The 15,128-nt window shown below is 68.8% G+C and carries 16 protein-coding genes and 1 pseudogene; 6 read left to right on the top strand and 11 right to left on the bottom strand.

What is annotated here, in order from left to right; genetic code table 11:
- Positions 1-47: 47 nt before the first annotated feature.
- The 4 genes from otsB to ACGFIQ_RS10300 form a co-directional block, all read right to left on the bottom strand.
- Positions 48-2,612 carry a trehalose-phosphatase gene (gene otsB, locus ACGFIQ_RS10315; protein WP_393243158.1) on the bottom strand — a complete coding sequence of 855 codons (2,565 nt, stop codon included), beginning with the start codon at positions 2,610-2,612 and terminating at the stop codon, positions 48-50.
- A gap of 41 nt (positions 2,613-2,653) precedes the next feature.
- Positions 2,654-4,054 carry a trehalose-6-phosphate synthase gene (locus ACGFIQ_RS10310; protein ID WP_393242251.1) on the bottom strand — a complete coding sequence of 467 codons (1,401 nt, stop codon included), beginning with the start codon at positions 4,052-4,054 and terminating at the stop codon, positions 2,654-2,656.
- A 144-nt stretch (positions 4,055-4,198) separates the two neighbouring features.
- Positions 4,199-4,591 carry a hypothetical protein gene (locus tag ACGFIQ_RS10305; protein WP_393242248.1) on the bottom strand — a complete coding sequence of 131 codons (393 nt, stop codon included), beginning with the start codon at positions 4,589-4,591 and terminating at the stop codon, positions 4,199-4,201.
- Entirely contained in the window at positions 4,588-4,872 is a 285-nt protein-coding gene (locus ACGFIQ_RS10300; protein WP_393242245.1) for a hypothetical protein, read from the bottom strand. Before ACGFIQ_RS10300 ends, ACGFIQ_RS10305 begins: the two co-directional genes overlap by 4 nt.
- 211 nt (positions 4,873-5,083) lie before the next feature.
- Between ACGFIQ_RS10300 and ettA the strand changes: the two genes are divergently transcribed.
- The 4 genes from ettA (at position 5,084) to ACGFIQ_RS10280 (ending at position 8,664) form a co-directional block, all read left to right on the top strand.
- The gene (ettA, locus tag ACGFIQ_RS10295; RefSeq protein ID WP_357067136.1) at positions 5,084-6,760 is read left to right on the top strand and encodes an energy-dependent translational throttle protein EttA; all 1,677 of its coding nucleotides are present in this window, start codon (positions 5,084-5,086) and stop codon (positions 6,758-6,760) included.
- Positions 6,761-6,772: 12 nt separating this feature from the next.
- The gene (locus ACGFIQ_RS10290; protein WP_393242240.1) at positions 6,773-7,219 is read left to right on the top strand and encodes an acyl-CoA thioesterase; all 447 of its coding nucleotides are present in this window, start codon (positions 6,773-6,775) and stop codon (positions 7,217-7,219) included.
- Positions 7,216-7,947 carry a hypothetical protein gene (locus ACGFIQ_RS10285; RefSeq protein ID WP_393242237.1) on the top strand — a complete coding sequence of 244 codons (732 nt, stop codon included), beginning with the start codon at positions 7,216-7,218 and terminating at the stop codon, positions 7,945-7,947. Before ACGFIQ_RS10290 ends, ACGFIQ_RS10285 begins: the two co-directional genes overlap by 4 nt.
- A gap of 132 nt (positions 7,948-8,079) precedes the next feature.
- Positions 8,080-8,664, top strand: coding sequence for a YbjN domain-containing protein (locus ACGFIQ_RS10280; protein WP_393242234.1), 585 nt, complete (start codon positions 8,080-8,082; stop codon positions 8,662-8,664).
- 22 nt (positions 8,665-8,686) lie between these two features.
- Here the strand turns inward: ACGFIQ_RS10280 and ACGFIQ_RS10275 are convergent, their stop codons facing one another.
- The 5 genes from ACGFIQ_RS10275 to ACGFIQ_RS10255 form a co-directional block, all read right to left on the bottom strand.
- Positions 8,687-9,115, bottom strand: a complete 429-nt coding sequence (locus tag ACGFIQ_RS10275; RefSeq protein WP_357067144.1) for a globin — start codon at positions 9,113-9,115, stop codon at positions 8,687-8,689.
- 165 nt (positions 9,116-9,280) lie between these two features.
- Positions 9,281-10,660, bottom strand: coding sequence for an MFS transporter (locus tag ACGFIQ_RS10270; RefSeq protein WP_393242231.1), 1,380 nt, complete (start codon positions 10,658-10,660; stop codon positions 9,281-9,283).
- Positions 10,661-10,894: 234 nt separating this feature from the next.
- Positions 10,895-11,887 carry a mechanosensitive ion channel family protein gene (locus ACGFIQ_RS10265; RefSeq protein ID WP_393243156.1) on the bottom strand — a complete coding sequence of 331 codons (993 nt, stop codon included), beginning with the start codon at positions 11,885-11,887 and terminating at the stop codon, positions 10,895-10,897.
- Between the two features lie 222 nt (positions 11,888-12,109).
- Entirely contained in the window at positions 12,110-12,394 is a 285-nt protein-coding gene (locus ACGFIQ_RS10260; protein ID WP_393242228.1) for a flavin reductase, read from the bottom strand.
- Entirely contained in the window at positions 12,391-12,651 is a 261-nt protein-coding gene (locus ACGFIQ_RS10255; RefSeq protein WP_393242225.1) for a hypothetical protein, read from the bottom strand. The genes ACGFIQ_RS10260 and ACGFIQ_RS10255 overlap by 4 nt, the downstream gene beginning before the upstream one ends.
- 161 nt (positions 12,652-12,812) lie before the next feature.
- Here ACGFIQ_RS10255 and ACGFIQ_RS10250 point away from each other — a divergent pair, with 161 nt between their 5' ends.
- Entirely contained in the window at positions 12,813-13,667 is an 855-nt protein-coding gene (locus ACGFIQ_RS10250; protein WP_393242222.1) for a GntR family transcriptional regulator, read from the top strand.
- 11 nt (positions 13,668-13,678) lie between these two features.
- Positions 13,679-14,185, top strand: coding sequence for a nucleoside deaminase (locus ACGFIQ_RS10245; protein ID WP_393242219.1), 507 nt, complete (start codon positions 13,679-13,681; stop codon positions 14,183-14,185).
- Between the two features lie 179 nt (positions 14,186-14,364).
- On the opposite strand, the pseudogene ACGFIQ_RS10240 reads toward ACGFIQ_RS10245, so the two are convergent.
- Positions 14,365-14,493: pseudogene (locus ACGFIQ_RS10240) on the bottom strand (helix-turn-helix domain-containing protein); the annotation flags it as partial.
- 31 nt (positions 14,494-14,524) lie between these two features.
- Entirely contained in the window at positions 14,525-14,821 is a 297-nt protein-coding gene (locus ACGFIQ_RS10235) for a putative quinol monooxygenase (RefSeq protein WP_393243154.1), read from the bottom strand.
- Between the last annotated feature and the right edge of the window lie 307 nt (positions 14,822-15,128).

The raw sequence follows: 15,128 nt of genomic DNA, 5'->3' as shown, positions 1-15,128 counted from the left end.
CGGGGCCGGAGCGTAAGCGCTCCGGCCCCGTCACACGTGCGGTCGAACTACTGCTTGAGCATGTTGTCCAGCAGCAGGGCGCAGCGGATCAGACCGAGGTGGCTGTACGCCTGCGGGTGGTTGCCCAGCCCACGCTCGGCCAGCGGGTCGTACTGCTCGGGGAGCAGCCCGGTCGGCCCGGCGGTGAGCACCATCTGCGCGAACAGCTCCTCGGCGTCGGTGCGGCGGCCGGTGCGCAGGTACGCCTCGATCAGCCACGCCGTGCAGATGTGGAAGCCGCCCTCACGGCCGGGCAGGCCGTCGTCCCAGTGGTAGCGGTAGACGACCGGGCCGCTGCGCAGGTCCGCCTCGATGCGCAGGACTGTGGACAGGAAGCGCGGGTCGTTACCCGGGAGCAGGCCGGAGAGCCCGATCCAGAGTGACGAGGCGTCCATGTCCTCGTCCCCGTACGCGACGCTGTACGCCTCGACGTCGGAGTGCCAGCCCTGCTCCAGCACGTTGGCGCCGATCCGGTCGCGCAGGTCCTTCCACTCCGGCCGGTCCTGGCCGCCGTGCTCGCGCATGACGTGCAGCGCCCGGTCGACTGTCATCCAGCACATCACCTTGGAGAAGACGTGGTGCCGTGGTGGCAGCCGCGCCTCCCAGATGCCGTGGTCGGGTTCGTGCCAACGGCGACGGACCGCCTCGACCATGTTCTCCAGGACCCGCCACTCGTCCTCGCGGACCGAGCCGCGCGCGTCGGCGACGGCCGCGATCAGGTCGGCGATCGGGCCGAAGACGTCCAGTTGGAGTTGGTGGTTGGCGAGGTTGCCGACCCGGACCGGCCGGGAGCCGGCGTAGCCGGGCAGCGTGTCGATGACCGCCTCGGCGCCCAGCTCGTACCCGTCGATGGTGTAGAGCGGGTGCAGTCGCTCCGGGTGGCCGCCGGTGCGCTCGATGCAGCCGTCCACCCAGCGCAGCAGCGCCTCGGCCTCCTCGACGGAGCCCAGGTCGACTAGTGCGCGGGCGGTCAGCGCGGCGTCGCGCAGCCAGCAGTAGCGGTAGTCCCAGTTGCGGACGCCGCCCAGCTCCTCGGGGAGCGAGGTGGTCGCCGCGGCCAGGATCGAGCCGGTTGCCTCGTGGCAGAGCCCGCGCAGGGTGAGGGCGCTGCGCGCGACCAGGTCACGGGCGGTGGACGGCAGCCGCAGCGAGGCCACCCAGTCCTTCCACGGCTGCTCGGCCGCGGCCTGCCGTTCGTGGATCGGCACCCGGTGGTGCTCCAGGCTGTGCGTGCCGAAGCGCAGCTCCAGCACGACCTGCCCACCGGCGGCGGAGAGGTCGACGACCGCCTTGGCGGTCTCGTACCCACCGTCGTTGCCGACCTCCCACTCCACGCCTGGGGCGTAGAGCGCGACCGGCTCGTTGGAACCGAGCACCAGCAGGCCGTCACCGAGTGGCTGCAACTGCACGGCTACCTGACCGAACTCGGGCCTCGGCGCGAACTCCACCCGGGCCTTGCCACTGCCGGTGAGCACCCGGACCAGTGTCGAGTCGCCGGTGATGACCGCGGGGCTGTCGTCAGGTGTGGTCTCCCGGGCCGGCTTGTCCAGCCAGTCGGTGACGGTGAGCCCGGACCACCGGGTCTCCACGGTCATCGTGCCGGAGCGGTAGCGCTGGCCCAGCGGGATGCCGCCGCGTTCCGGGGCGACACTGAAGTGACCGGCCGGGCTGCCACCCACCAGGTCGGCGAAGATCGCCGCCGAGTCGGGCTTGGGGTGGCAGAGCCAGCTCACCTTGGCCTCGGGGGTGAGCAGAGCGACGGTACGACCGTTGGCCAGCATGGAGTGCCGCTCGATCGGCACGGCCCGCTCGCCGAACAGCCAGTGCCGCCGGGTCTCCAGCAGCAGCGCCAACGCCCGCGCGGCCTCCAGCGGTTCGGCAACCCGGTAGCTGGCCTTGGTGTCCCCGGGGCCGATCTTGATGCCGAGGTCGGGACCGTGCAGGTGGCCGAACGCGTTCTCGTCGGTGATGTCGTCGCCGATGAACAGCACCGCGCTGGAGGCGAGCTGGGTCCGTAGTTGGTCGAGCGCGGTGCCCTTGTGGGTGGCCACGACGGAGAGCTCGATGACCTCCTTGCCCTGGGTCACCGTGACGCCGTCGAAGGTGGCCGGGCCGTTGCGGACCGCCTCGATGGCCGCTGCGGCGACCTCCGGGTCGACCCCCCGGGTGTGCACGGCGACGCTTGCCGGCTTGCGCTCCAGCCGGATGCCCGGGTGCGCGGAGGCGATGTCGCGCAGCGCGTTGCGTACCTGCTGGCGCACCGCGACCAGCTCGGGGGAGAGCCGCTCGACGAAGCCGATGTCGAACTCGGAGCCGTGGCTGCCGACGAGGTGCACCTCGCTGGGCAGCCGGGACAGCGCGGCCAGGTCGCGCAGTGCCCGGCCGGAGACGACCGCCACGGTCGTCTGCGGCAGCGCGGCGAGCGCGCGGACCGCGGCCACCGACTCGGGCAGTGGTACGGCTGTGCTGGGGTCCTCCACGATCGGCGCCAGTGTGCCGTCGTAGTCGCAGGCGACGAGGAGTTGGGGGACCCGGGCGATCCGGCCGATGGCGGAGCGCAGCTCGGGGTCCATCACCCCGGTGGCCGTGGCCGCTCCATCGTTGACTGTCGTGTTCACTCGGCCTCCGCCTCGGGAACTCCGAGTTCGGAGAGGAAAGACTTGGCCCAGTGGCCCACGTCGTGGGTACGCAGGTGACGTTGCATTGTCCGCATCCGGCGGCGTGCCTCGGTTTTCTCCACGTGCACTGCCCGGAGCAGGGCGTCCTTGACCGCGTCCGGGTCGTGCGGGTTACACAGGAAAGCCTGGCGCAGCTCCGTTGCGGCGCCGGCGAACTCACTGAGCACGAGCGCGCCACCCTGGTCGGCGCGCGACGCCACGTACTCCTTCGCGACCAGGTTCATGCCGTCTCGTAACGGTGTCACCATCATCACGTCGGCAGCAACGTACATTGCCGCCAGCTCACTGCGACTGTACGACTGATGCAGGTAATGCACTGCCGGCACGCCGACCCTGCCGAATTCGCCATTAATCCGGCCAACCTCGCGCTCGACCTTGACCCGAAGTGCCTGGTAGTGCTCGACGCGCTCGCGGCTGGGTGTGGCCACCTGCACCATAACCGCGTCGGGAACTGTCAACTTTCCGTCAGCAAGCAATTCGCGGAAGGCCTTGAGGCGCAACTCGATGCCCTTGGTGTAATCGAGCCGGTCCACGCCCAGGATGATCGTCTTCGGGTCGCCCAACTCGGCGCGGATCTGCTTGGCCCGGGCCTGGACCGCCGGGTCGGCGGCCATCCGCTCCATCTCCTGGGTGTCGATCGAGATGGGGAAGGCGCCCGCCTTCACCTGCCGACCGTCGACCTGGATCATCTGCCCCTCGTAGCGCAGCCCGAGCAGGTGCCGGGCCAGCCGGACGAAGTTCTGCGCGGCCAGCCGTTGCTGGAAACCGACCAGGTCGGCGCCGAGCAGGCCGCGCAGGATCTCGGTGCGGAACGGCATCTGCATGAACAGCTCGATCGGCGGGAACGGGATGTGCAGGAAGAACCCGATCCGCAGGTCCGGGCGCAGCTCACGGAGCATCGCCGGGACCAACTGAAGCTGGTAGTCCTGCACCCAGACCGTCGCGCCCTCGGCCGCGACGTCCGCCGCGGCCTCCGCGAACCGGGCGTTGACCAGGCGGTACGCCTCCCGCCAGCGGCGCTTGTAGGCCGGCGTCTCGACCGCGTCGTGATAGAGCGGCCAGATCGTCGCGTTGGACTGGCCCTCGTAGTAGCGCTCCAACTCCTCGGCGCTGAGCGGGACCGGGTGCAGCCGGATCCCCTCCAGGTCGAACGGCTCGGGGGCAGCCCCGGTGCCACCGGCCCAGCCGACCCAGGTGCCCTGGTGTTCGGCGAGCACCGGGTGCAGTGCGGTGACCAGCCCGCCAGGGCTGCGTCGCCACTGCCGGCCCTCGGGTGTGCTCACCTCGTCGACCGGCAGACGGTTCGCCACTACGACAAAGGAGCTACGGACGGTCACGATCGGCCACCTCCGGGTACTGACGGGTCCACCGCGAATGAGCGTACTGAGCGTAGCTGCGGCGTCTTGTGCCTCGTGCCGGAGTCTCCTACCCGCCCCGTACGCGCCGAAATCCCCAGGGTGATCTTGTCGACAGCCCGTCGATCAGAGGTCGATGATCGGCCACTCCTTGGGCAGCACCTCGCCGAGCAACTCCCGCCGATCCGTCATGATCGGCACGAGGGGGTGGGCGGCGGCGTCCATCGCCAGCTGGGCCAGGTCCGTGTGCCCGGCCATTCGGCGTGACCATCCGCCGAGAAACGAGCACATGTTCGGCTCGACCGGGGTTACGCGGATGTGCGGCAACGCGGCGAGCACTTCGAGCATTTCCCACTGGCCGGGAGTGGCCTCCTGGTGCGCACGGACGAGGCAGAGCGCCGGCACCAGCACGTGCACGCCATAGTCGGCGGCCTCCGCGATGCGGTGACCGACATCCCGTTCCGACGACGAATAGGCCAGCAGGGCTGTCGCGTCCAGCGCCAAGCCGTAGCCCGTCACCGGGTGGCTCTCGCACGTGCCGCCAAGACCTCTGCCTGGAGCCGGGCCGCCTGTTCGCGTAGTTCGGGGGTGATGCTCGCCCGCAACTGCTCCATCTCGGCGTGTACCCGCGCTATGCCCTCGTCGGTGATCTCGAAACCGGCCCGCCGGAGGATCTCCCGCGTCTTCTCCCCGGCCACCCTCCGTCGCAGAGACTCAGCGACATAGGCGGAGGCGTTCGGCTCCTCGGCCAGTCTTTCCGCAAGATCGTCGGGCAGGCTGATGGTGATCTTCTTGGTCATACCGAAACCGTAATTTGCCTTACCGGCTCCGGCAAGGAGGCGCGCCCGCGTACTCCTGGGGCGGGGTGATGTGGGCGAAGCGCGGCGTACCTGTCAGGATTGACGATGGCGTGCGCGTGGCCGGCTCCCGGCCGGCGGCGGCGTGCGGATCGCACAGCCCGCGCCGCGCCGCCGATCAGGCGACAGCAAATCGACGGAGGTAGCCCGCACCGTGGCCCAGTACATCTACGTCCTGGAAAAGGCACGCAAGGCGCACGGCGACAAGGTCGTGCTCGACAACGTGACGTTGAGCTTCCTGCCGGGAGCCAAGATCGGTGTGCTCGGTCCGAACGGCGCCGGTAAGTCCAGCCTCCTCAAGATCATGGCAGGGCTGGACAAGCCGAGCAACGGCGAGGCCCGACTCATGCCCGGCTACACCGTCGGCATGCTCGCCCAGGAGCCCCCGCTCAACGACGCCAAGACCGTGCTCGGCAACGTCGAGGAGGCGGTCGCCGAGACCAAGGCCAAGCTGGAGCGATTCAACAAGATCGCCGAGCAGATGGCGACCGACTACTCCGACGAGCTGATGGAGGAGATGGGCAAGCTCCAGGAGGAGCTGGACCACCTCGACGCCTGGGACGTCGACTCCAAGCTCGAACTGGCCATGGACGCCCTGCGCTGCCCGCCGCCGGACGCCGACGTGACCCAGCTCTCCGGTGGTGAGCGCCGCCGGGTCGCGCTGTGCAAGCTCCTGCTGGAGGCACCCGACCTGCTGCTGCTCGACGAGCCCACCAACCACCTGGACGCGGAGAGCGTCTCCTGGCTGGAGCAGCACCTGGCCAAGTACGCCGGCACCGTCATGGCGATCACCCACGACCGGTACTTCCTCGACAACGTGGCCGGCTGGATCCTGGAGCTGGACCGTGGCCGGGCCATCGGCTACGAGGGCAACTACTCCACCTACCTGGAGAAGAAGGCCGCCCGGCTGGCCGTCGAGGGTCGCCGCGACGCCAAGATGAAGAAGCGCCTCACCGAGGAGTTGGAGTGGGTCCGCTCCAACGCCAAGGCCCGGCAGACCAAGTCCAAGGCCCGTCTGGACCGGTACGACGAGATGGCCAACGAGGCGGAGAAGACGCGCAAGCTCGACTTCGAGGAGATCCAGATCCCGCCGGGCCCGCGGCTGGGCAGCACGGTGATCGAGGCGGTCGACCTCAGCAAGGGCTTCGGCGACCGGCTGTTGATCGACAACCTGTCGTTCTCGCTGCCGCGTAACGGCATCGTCGGCATCATCGGCCCCAACGGCGTCGGCAAGACCACGCTGTTCAAGACCATCGTCGGGCTGGAGCAGCCGACCGGCGGCCAGGTCCGGGTCGGCGAGACGGTCTCGCTGTCGTACGTCGACCAGAACCGCGAGGGCCTCAACGGCGACAAGACCGTCTGGGAGGTCGTCTCCGACGGGCTGGACTACCTGATGGTGGGCAAGGTCGAGATGCCGTCGCGGGCGTACATCGCCGCGTTCGGCTTCAAGGGACCGGACCAGCAGAAGCCGACGAAGGTCCTCTCCGGCGGTGAGCGCAACCGGCTCAACCTGGCGCTGACCCTGAAGATCGGCGGCAACGTCATCCTGCTCGACGAGCCGACGAACGACCTGGACGTGGAGACGCTGTCCAGCCTGGAGAACGCGCTGCTGGAGTTCCCCGGCTGCGCCGTGGTCATCTCGCACGACCGGATGTTCCTGGACCGGGTCGCCACGCACATCCTGGCCTGGGAGGGCGACGACCAGGACCCGTCCCGGTGGTTCTGGTTCGAGGGCAACTTCGAGGCGTACGAGAAGAACAAGATCGATCGCCTCGGCGCGGAGGCTGCCCGGCCGCACCGGGTGACCTACCGCAAGCTGACCCGCGACTGACCGGCCGAGAAGGTGTCTGACCGGTTCGTCTACCACTGCACACTGCGCTGGTCCGACCTGGACGCGTACGGCCACATCAACAACTCGCGCTTCCTCACCCTGTACGAGGAGGCGCGGGTGGCGTTGATGTTCGCCGGTGGTCGGGCGTGGGGGGTCGGCTCGTTCGCCAACGGGGTGGTGATCCGCCGCCACGAGGTCGACTACCTGCGTCCGGTCGACTACGCGCTGGGTCGGGCCACCGCGGAGGCCGCGCCCACGGTGCGGATCGAGCTGTGGGTGGAGGAGATCCGGCACGCCTGGTTCACCGTCGCCTACGAGCTGTACGACGGCGAGGTGCTGGCCAGTCGGGCCCGCTCGGTGCTGGTGCCGTTCGACCTGACCCGCCAGGTGCCCCGGCGGATCACCGCGGAGGAACGGGACTTCCTGCGCACGTACGCACCGCAGGGCGGCCTGGAATGAGCCGGCCGGGCACGGCCGAGCCGGGACGGACGGCGACGCACGGTGTGGCCGGTGTGGCGGACGCCGGTGCCTTCCTGGCCCGGCTGGTCCGGCTGGAACCGACCGCACCGGTCCGGCTGCGGCCGGCCGGTGTGCCCGGTCGGGTCGCCCTCTGGGCCCGTCTGCCGTGGCAGGTCCTGGTGGTCCGGACGGTGGCCGGCGGGCCGGCCGACGGCAGCGCCGGGGACGTGACGGTGGCCGCCGCGGAGTTGCTCGCCGAGCTGGAACGCGGTGGCACCGCCCTGCCGGTACGCCGGGACGCGCAGTGGCGGTGGCCGCTGCCCCCGGCGGGTAGCCGGGCGGTGGAGGCGCTGCCCGTCGTCGAGGTGCGGCGGATCGCGGACGCGGCGGCGGGCACCCTGCGCACGGCCACCGAACAGGGCGTGGCGGGCCGTGCGGTGGGCCAGCGGGCGCTGCGGGACGCGCTGCTCGACCACGTGGCGGTGCTCGTCACGCCGGACGGGCCGCCCGCCCGGCCGGTCGAGGTGTCGCAGCGGCTGGTGCAGGGGGTGGTCCGGATGGGCTTCCTCGGTGCCGCCGGCCGCCCGGGCGTCGGCCGCGACGAAGCCGCCGTCGAGGTCCGGGTGGCCGGACGGTGGGTCGGCCTGGCGGGACCATACGGAGCGGCATGGTTGCAGACGGCCACGGATCTTGCGGTGACGCCCCTCACACCTCGTCCGAACGGATGACCCCAGCTCATTCTTCTGGGCAGGGGCGGTCGTTGGGGGGGTGCTACAAGTCGGCTGTCCGGGTACCGTCCATGCTCGGATCCAACGCACCGTAGGCGACTGGATCCGCTGGGGAGTGAGGTGCGACGAGCGATGCCGTGGTGGTCATGGCGCCCCGGTCCCGCCGACGGCGGCGAACCGGAAACCCGAAGCGGGATCACAGTGGAGAGCGCGGTCCGAGTCGGGCCGCCCAGCCCTCGCCAGCCGGGCGACGACTGCCCGGCCAGCGAGCGACCAGTGCTGAGCGAGATGCTGGCCACCGTCGAGCCGGTGAGTCTGCGCCGCGTCTGCGACGCACTCGACCTGCTCGACGTGCGCTATCTGGCCGATGGCGACGGCAACCTGCTGGCCATGTGGGAGCGGCACGCCGTGCTGGTCACCCTCGAAGGGCCGGAGGACGAGATCCTGGTCATGCGGGCACGCCCGCACGCCACGGTCCCGCCGGACTGGGCCGACCGGGCCTATCGGGTGGTCAACGAGTGGAACCACACCCGCCGGTTCTGCAAGGCGTACATCGGCGACCCGACCGAGCGCGGGCAACTACCGATCTACGCCGAGCTCCAGGTGCCGCTCGGTGCCGGCACCCACGACGCGCTGTTGGTCGAGATGCTCGACTGCGGCGCGGCGGTCGCCACCAGCTTCGTGGACTGGCTGCACGACGAGGGCGCGCTGCTCTGACGCCGCGGGTGGTGCGGCCGGGTCAGACGCCGTCGGCCGGGTCGTCCATGACGTTGACCATGAAGTACGCGGCCCGCTCCAGGTAGTCCCAGAGTGTCGCGGCGATCTCCGGTTCGAGGTCGAGCTGGTCCACGGCGCGGCGCATGTTGCGGAGCCAGGCGTCCCGCTCGGCGGCGCCGATCCGGAAGGGCGCGTGCCGCATCCGCAGCCGCGGGTGGCCACGCTGGGCGGAGTAGGTGTTCGGCCCACCCCAGTACTGCATCAGGAACAGGGTCATCCGCTCCGCGGCCGGCCCCAGGTCGTCCTCCGGGTACATCGGTCGCAGCAGGGGATCGGTGGCGATGCCGGCGTAGAACTCGTCGACCAGCCTGCGGAAGGTGGGCTCGCCGCCGACCGCTTCGAAGAGGGTCGTCGAAGCACCGGGACGCTCGGATTCGCCTGCGGGGTTCACCGTTCCATCCTGCCAGGTGCGTCGTGCGCCAGCCCGACCCGCTCGGCGTGCGTCGGATCACGCCGGGCCGATGCGTCCCGCTGGCGGGCGCTCAGCCCGCGCGCGGGGGCGGACGGGCGTGCCCCGGGCGCTCAGCCCGCGCAGGGCGGACGGGTGTGCCCCGGGTCAGGTGACCGCGTGCCGGCGGTGTCCCTCGCCACTACGCGGCTCGGGAGGGCCCGAGCCCGCGCCGCCGGTGTCGTCCGGATCGTCGGGCGGCGCGGCATTGGCCGCCGTGGCTGCCGCGATCGCGTCGTCGATCGTCTGCCGGTCCGGCCACGACAGCGCGGCCACCGCCATCAGCACCACGCCGACCGCGCTCCACACCCCGACCACGAAGGGGATGTTGTCGAAGCGATCGGCGATCAGCCCGGTGGCCAGCACCGCGAAACCCTGGATGACCTGGACGCCGGTCGCCATCACCCCGAAGGCGCGGGCTCGGAAGCCGTTGGGCAGCGCCTGGACGAAGAGCCCGTTGGCCATCGGCAGCATGCCGGCGACCGCGAAACCACAGAGAGCGGCCAGCAGTGCCACCGCCAGCGGTGGCGGATCGAACAACGTCGGCACCAGCATCAGTGGGGCGAGCACCGCGAGCGGGCGCATCAGCTTCAGCCGGCGGGCCGGCCCGAACAGGCGGCTCACCAGCAACCCGCCGAGGATGAAGCCGACCGGGCCGGCCACCATGATCACCGCCTGGGCCGTGCTCGCGCTCATGCCGCCGCCGCCCTCCTCGTTGGCCCAGCCGACGGCCAGCCCCTCGGGGAGGATCGAGAAGAGCATCGCGCTGAACACCAGCACCGCGATCGCCCGCAGCACAGGTGTGCCGAACACGATGGCGAAACCCTGGCGGGTCTCCTGCAGCAGGTGGCTGCGGTGTGCCGGGTTCGGCACCGCCGGGCGGTCGCGCACGCCGAAGCGGACCAGCAGCGCCGAGACGCCGAACGTGACCGCGTTGAACAGGAGCGCGACCTGCGGGTCGATCGAGGCGACGGCGGCGCCGAGCACGTACCCGACGATCTGGGCCGCCTGCCCCACGCTGGCGTTCAGCGACAGCCCGAGCACCAGCCGGTCTCCGGCGAGCATCTGCGGCATCAACGCCGACTTGGCCGCCTGGCTTGGCGGGTTGGCCAGCGTGGCGGCGAAGATGAGCACCAGCACCGCCTGGTACGGCAACAGCGGGATGGCGATGAGCAGCATCAGCGCCATCCGGATGAGGTCACACGCCACCATCACCCGCCGGTACGGGTACCGCTCCGCGAGTGCGGCGAGCACCGGACCACCGAGCAACCAGGGCAGGAAACTGACCGCGAAGGCAACCGCGGAGAGCCCCACCGAATGGGTCGTCTGGTAGACGAGCAGGGTGACGGCGGCCTTCGCGACGTAATCACCGACCCAGGAGAGAGCGCCCGCCGTGAAAACGGCGCGGAACTCCTGCTGGGCGAACACTTCGCGAAAAGTGGCGGGGCCTTCCGCGGAAGGTCGCTCGTCGGGCACCGTCGCCTCCATCGGCCTCCGAATCGGCCGCTCGTGGCAGCCCGGTCGGAAGCGCTCGTCAGATCTACGGATCAGCGAGGTTGTGATCACGCTTTGGCGGGAACGCGTTCTCCGGATTCTGCCCGATCGTCTGACAACTATCTAGGCCGAACGGGTCATTCGTCGCTTCCCCGACTGAACGAACGGACGATACCTGAGGGGCCGGCTGGCTCGCGACCCCTGAATCCGAGGACGGTGCCGGGTGGGTCAGGTGGCACCGCCCTGACCAGTCTCACCGTCGGGCAACGGCCGGGGCGGCAGCCCGGGATACATGCGGGCCGCCGCGATCTGCGCGGTGATCCCCGAGTTCTCCAGTGCCTCCGCCAGCCGCCGACGCAACTCCCGGCCCACCGCGAACTGCCCGTCCGCGGTCGTCTTCACCACCGTCCGGATGACCGCACCGTCGACAGTCACCTGCTCGACACCCAGCACCTCCGGCGCCTCGACGATCTCCGGCGACAGCTCCGGGTCCACCGCGATCGAGGCGGCGGCGGTGCGCAGGACGGCGGTCGCCTCCTCGGTGCTGTTGAACCCGATCGGCAGGTCCACCACCACGAGGGCCCAGCCCTGGCTCTTGTTGCCCACCCGGATGATCTCGCCGTTGCGGATGTACCAGAGCACCCCGCGACCGTCGCGCACGGTGGTGACCCGGAGCCCGACCGACTCGACCACGCCCATCGCCTCGCCCAGGTCGACGTTGTCGCCCACGCCGTACTGATCCTCGATCAGCATGAACAGACCGGCGATCAGGTCCTTGACCAGGCTCTGCGCGCCGAAGCCCAGCGCGACGCCGGCGATCCCCGCGCTGGCCAGCAGCGGAGCCAGGTCGAAGCTGAACTCGCGCAGGATCATCAGCAGTGCGATGCCGAAGACGAACGCGGTGGTCAGGCTGCGCAACACCGAGCCGATCGCCTCGGCCCGCTGCCGTCGTCGCTCGGGCACGAACTCGGTCGGGTCGACCGCGGCGCTGGGCACCCGCTCACGCAGCGGCCGCAGCATGGTCGGCACCGCACCGTCGGTCGTCGTACGGACCAAGCGGTTGAGCGTGCGGTGCACCGCCCAGCGGGCCACCATCGCCAGCGCCACGATCAGCAGCACCCGCAGCGGCTTGAGCAGGATCCAGTAACTGCCCTCGGCGAACCAGGCCGACCTGGTCATTCGGTACAGGAATTCGCAGGAGGAACTGCCCTGGCAGTTCACCGACCCGACGGTGGACAGGGCAAGGGGCGTCACGCTGGCGGCACTCACCCTGTCTTCGTACCGCAAGGAGCCGGAGGGTCCGCGTCCGACCCACCGGCTGGGGTGACCGCCCGACCGGACGCTGGCGAGCAGTGACGATCGCTTCGTTGTAACCCGGGGGGTGTCTCCGCCTCCGGGCACCACGATGCCCCTGACGGGCGGCTGGGGAGTCGAGGCTCAGAATCAGTCGAAGTGACCCGCGTCCCGGGGTCGGCTGGTGGCGAGGGCCCGCTTCACCCAGCCCAGAAAACGGGCGTACATCTCGACGGGGTCCGGTGCGGTCCAGTACAGCTCGGTCAGGTCCCGGCCCGCCTCGGTCAGGCAATCCGCCATGTCGACCCCGAGCAACCTCGGCGCGGCGGAGTATTCGGCCACCAGTTCGGCTTTGGCCCTCTCGCACGGCCAGGGGTGCACGCAGTTGGCGCAGAACCAGAAGGGCCGGACCGGACCGTGTCTTTGGCGGCTCACCGCTGAACCCCCCGATACCTGACCGGCGACCAGCGGCTCAGCCGGCGCAATGGAGGGTGCTGGTTGTTGAGGACCGAGTTCACCGACCCGAAGACCACCCCCGGTGCCCGGGTCGCCTGCTCCAGGTCGCCCATGATCCGTGCGATGGCGGCCAAGCGACTGCGCGCGTCGAACAACTGCCGCCGGGACAGCCGAAGTGTTGTCTCCAGGTCGCGCACCCGTTCGTGAAGGTGCTCAAGCTCGGCTTCTGGTTCCACTGCAACCTCCGGGGATCGGGTCCGGTTGAGCAACCTAGGGCTCGCTCACCGCCAGCGACCGCTCAGTTTGTGGGTTTGCCCACAAACCTTACGAGATGCAGAGTACGCATCGATGAGGAAGGCCACAAGAGGTTCGCCCACAAACCTGCAAGGATGGAGGCATGGAACCGCGACGCACTGCCGTCCAAGCGCCCATCCAGCTCCGGATCGCTGACGACATTCGGATGCAGATCGAGCGCGGGGAGATAGCGCCGGGTGACTCCCTGCCAACATTGGCGGAGATCTGTGAGCAGTGGTCATGCGGCATGAACTCAGCCCGTGGCGCTATGAACCTGTTGAAGGCGCAAGGCTTGGTCGATGCCGGACGGGGCAAGGCTCCCCGGGTGCGCGTTCCGGTACGGAAGGTCGTTCGGTCATCGGACCGGCACCAGGTTGAGAAGGATCTCGCCATCCGGCCTGAATCCGAGCGAGCCGTCATCGGCGAAGCCGAGACGAACCTCAACATGTCGATCGCAGAGCAGAAGTTCAGCGCTCACTATGACGTGATCGATGCAAGTCCGGAGTTGGCGGAGATCTTCAAGGTCCCGAGTGGCGAGCCGCTGCTGCGGCGACGGTACGAGGCGCATGACAGTCAGACGGGACACCTCCTGTCCTACAGCGTGTCCCACCTTCCGGTGGCGCTGGTCCGCGACAACCCAGCGATCTTGGACGACAACAACGAGCCCTGGCCGGGAGGCACGCAACACCAGCTTCTGACCGTGGGTGTCGAGATAACCCGGATGGTTGATGAGGTAACCGCAAGGATGCCGACGACGGTAGAAGCGCAGGCATGGGGACTGGCTGAGGGCATCCCGCTTCTGTTCTGCCGTCGCATCTCCTACGACCTGGACGGGCGCGTTGTGGAGATCTCCGATGCCGACTATCCGGCAGACCGAACCGAGTTTCGCTTCGGCACGGAACTCAAGCCCTGGCCGAAGAAGCGCCAAGCCGGCAGCGGAACCGACAGGGGAAACTAGGGGAGACCGGAATGTCGAACGCTTCAAGCCAGGCAGATCAAGAGTTCTTGCAACGCGCCATCGAGATATCGAGGCGCGCGCTCGAAGACGAGGGTAAGACGCCGTTCGGATCGATAGTAGTGCTGGCCGGCGAGATCGTCGGCGAGGGAACGAGCAGTGTCGTCGAGCTTCGCGACCCTACCGCCCACGCCGAGGTTATGGCCTTGCGGGACGCGGGATCCCGGACGGGAACGCACCTATTCACCGGTGGAACGATGTATGCCAGCAGCGAACCTTGCCCCATGTGCCTTGTAGCTTGTTACTGGGCAAGGCTTGATCGAGTGATCTTCGGCGCGACAAGCCACGACGTCGCCACTTATGGGTTCGAGGATCTGCAGCTATATCGCGAGTTGACCTATCCGGCTCCCCGACGCTCTATCCGGGAAGAGGTAATACCGGGCCAGATGCGAGAGCAAGCGGTTTCGGTATTGCGTTCTTGGGCGGACAAGCTGCCTACGCCAGTAGATCCCAAATACTGACGCACTCCAGATAGTGCCGGATGGGCTGCCCATGGTCGTCGTGTTGCCTGGACGGCGATATGGATTCTTGGGGTCGGTTGGAGGGGAAGCTCTCGATCCTTGCCCAGGATCGCGGCCATGACGTGACTGATACTCAGCACCGAAGGTAGCTCGGCTGCCGCCGAGGCACCGGCGATCCGCTCCAGTATGGAGACCCGGTCGAGTGAACGGACCCCGCGCTCGACCTGTGACAGCCAAGCCTCGGATTGCCCAATCATCTCGGCGAACTCACGTTGAGGAAGTCCGCGCTTCTGCCGACGTGTGGCTATAGGTCGACCTGCTCATTGCTGCGGTCAGCCATCAACTTGACTCGACACCCTTACTGGGTCCAACTTTCAAGAACTCAACCCGTACGTCCTGCGTATACAGCTCGCGCTCTTTGAGGAATCGAATCACGTGAGGCTGCCGCTCGTGCGCATCGAATGCCTCTCGGTCCGCGTAGCACTCGTAGAAGACCCGAGCGAGCGGTTCCCCCTCGACAGAGTGCGTGGCGTAGATCAGAGTCCCGGGCTCGTGGGCACGGATTCCGGCCCCGGTTTCAGCTACAAGAGCGTCAAACGCCTGTGCGCTCTGGTCGTCTTTCAGATCGAATCGCACCACTAGTGCGAACACGCAACCAACCCCCTGGTTAGAGCTGAGAGTTACGACTCATGTACGCAACTCAAGCCGTACTCATGTGCGGCACCCGTATTCTATTGCGGATTTCCTTCCGGTGGTAGGCGGTGCCTGGCGGGGTATCTGGGCAAGTAGTGTGTCTAGTCCCACCTGATGCTTGACGGATCCGTCCCAGGACATGCTTGACGTTTGGCCTAGGGCCTGTGTCGAAGTCGGTTACAGCCACTCGTTGATCGCGGCGATGTGAACGGTGGCTTCGTAGCGGACGGCGAGTTTGTCGAAGCGGGTG

Source organism: Micromonospora sp. NPDC048898, assembly GCF_043198035.1.
Lineage (GTDB): Bacteria > Actinomycetota > Actinomycetes > Mycobacteriales > Micromonosporaceae > Micromonospora.
The sequence above is the reverse complement of the archived record's forward strand: the minus strand, read 5'-3'. Positions and strand labels throughout refer to the sequence as shown.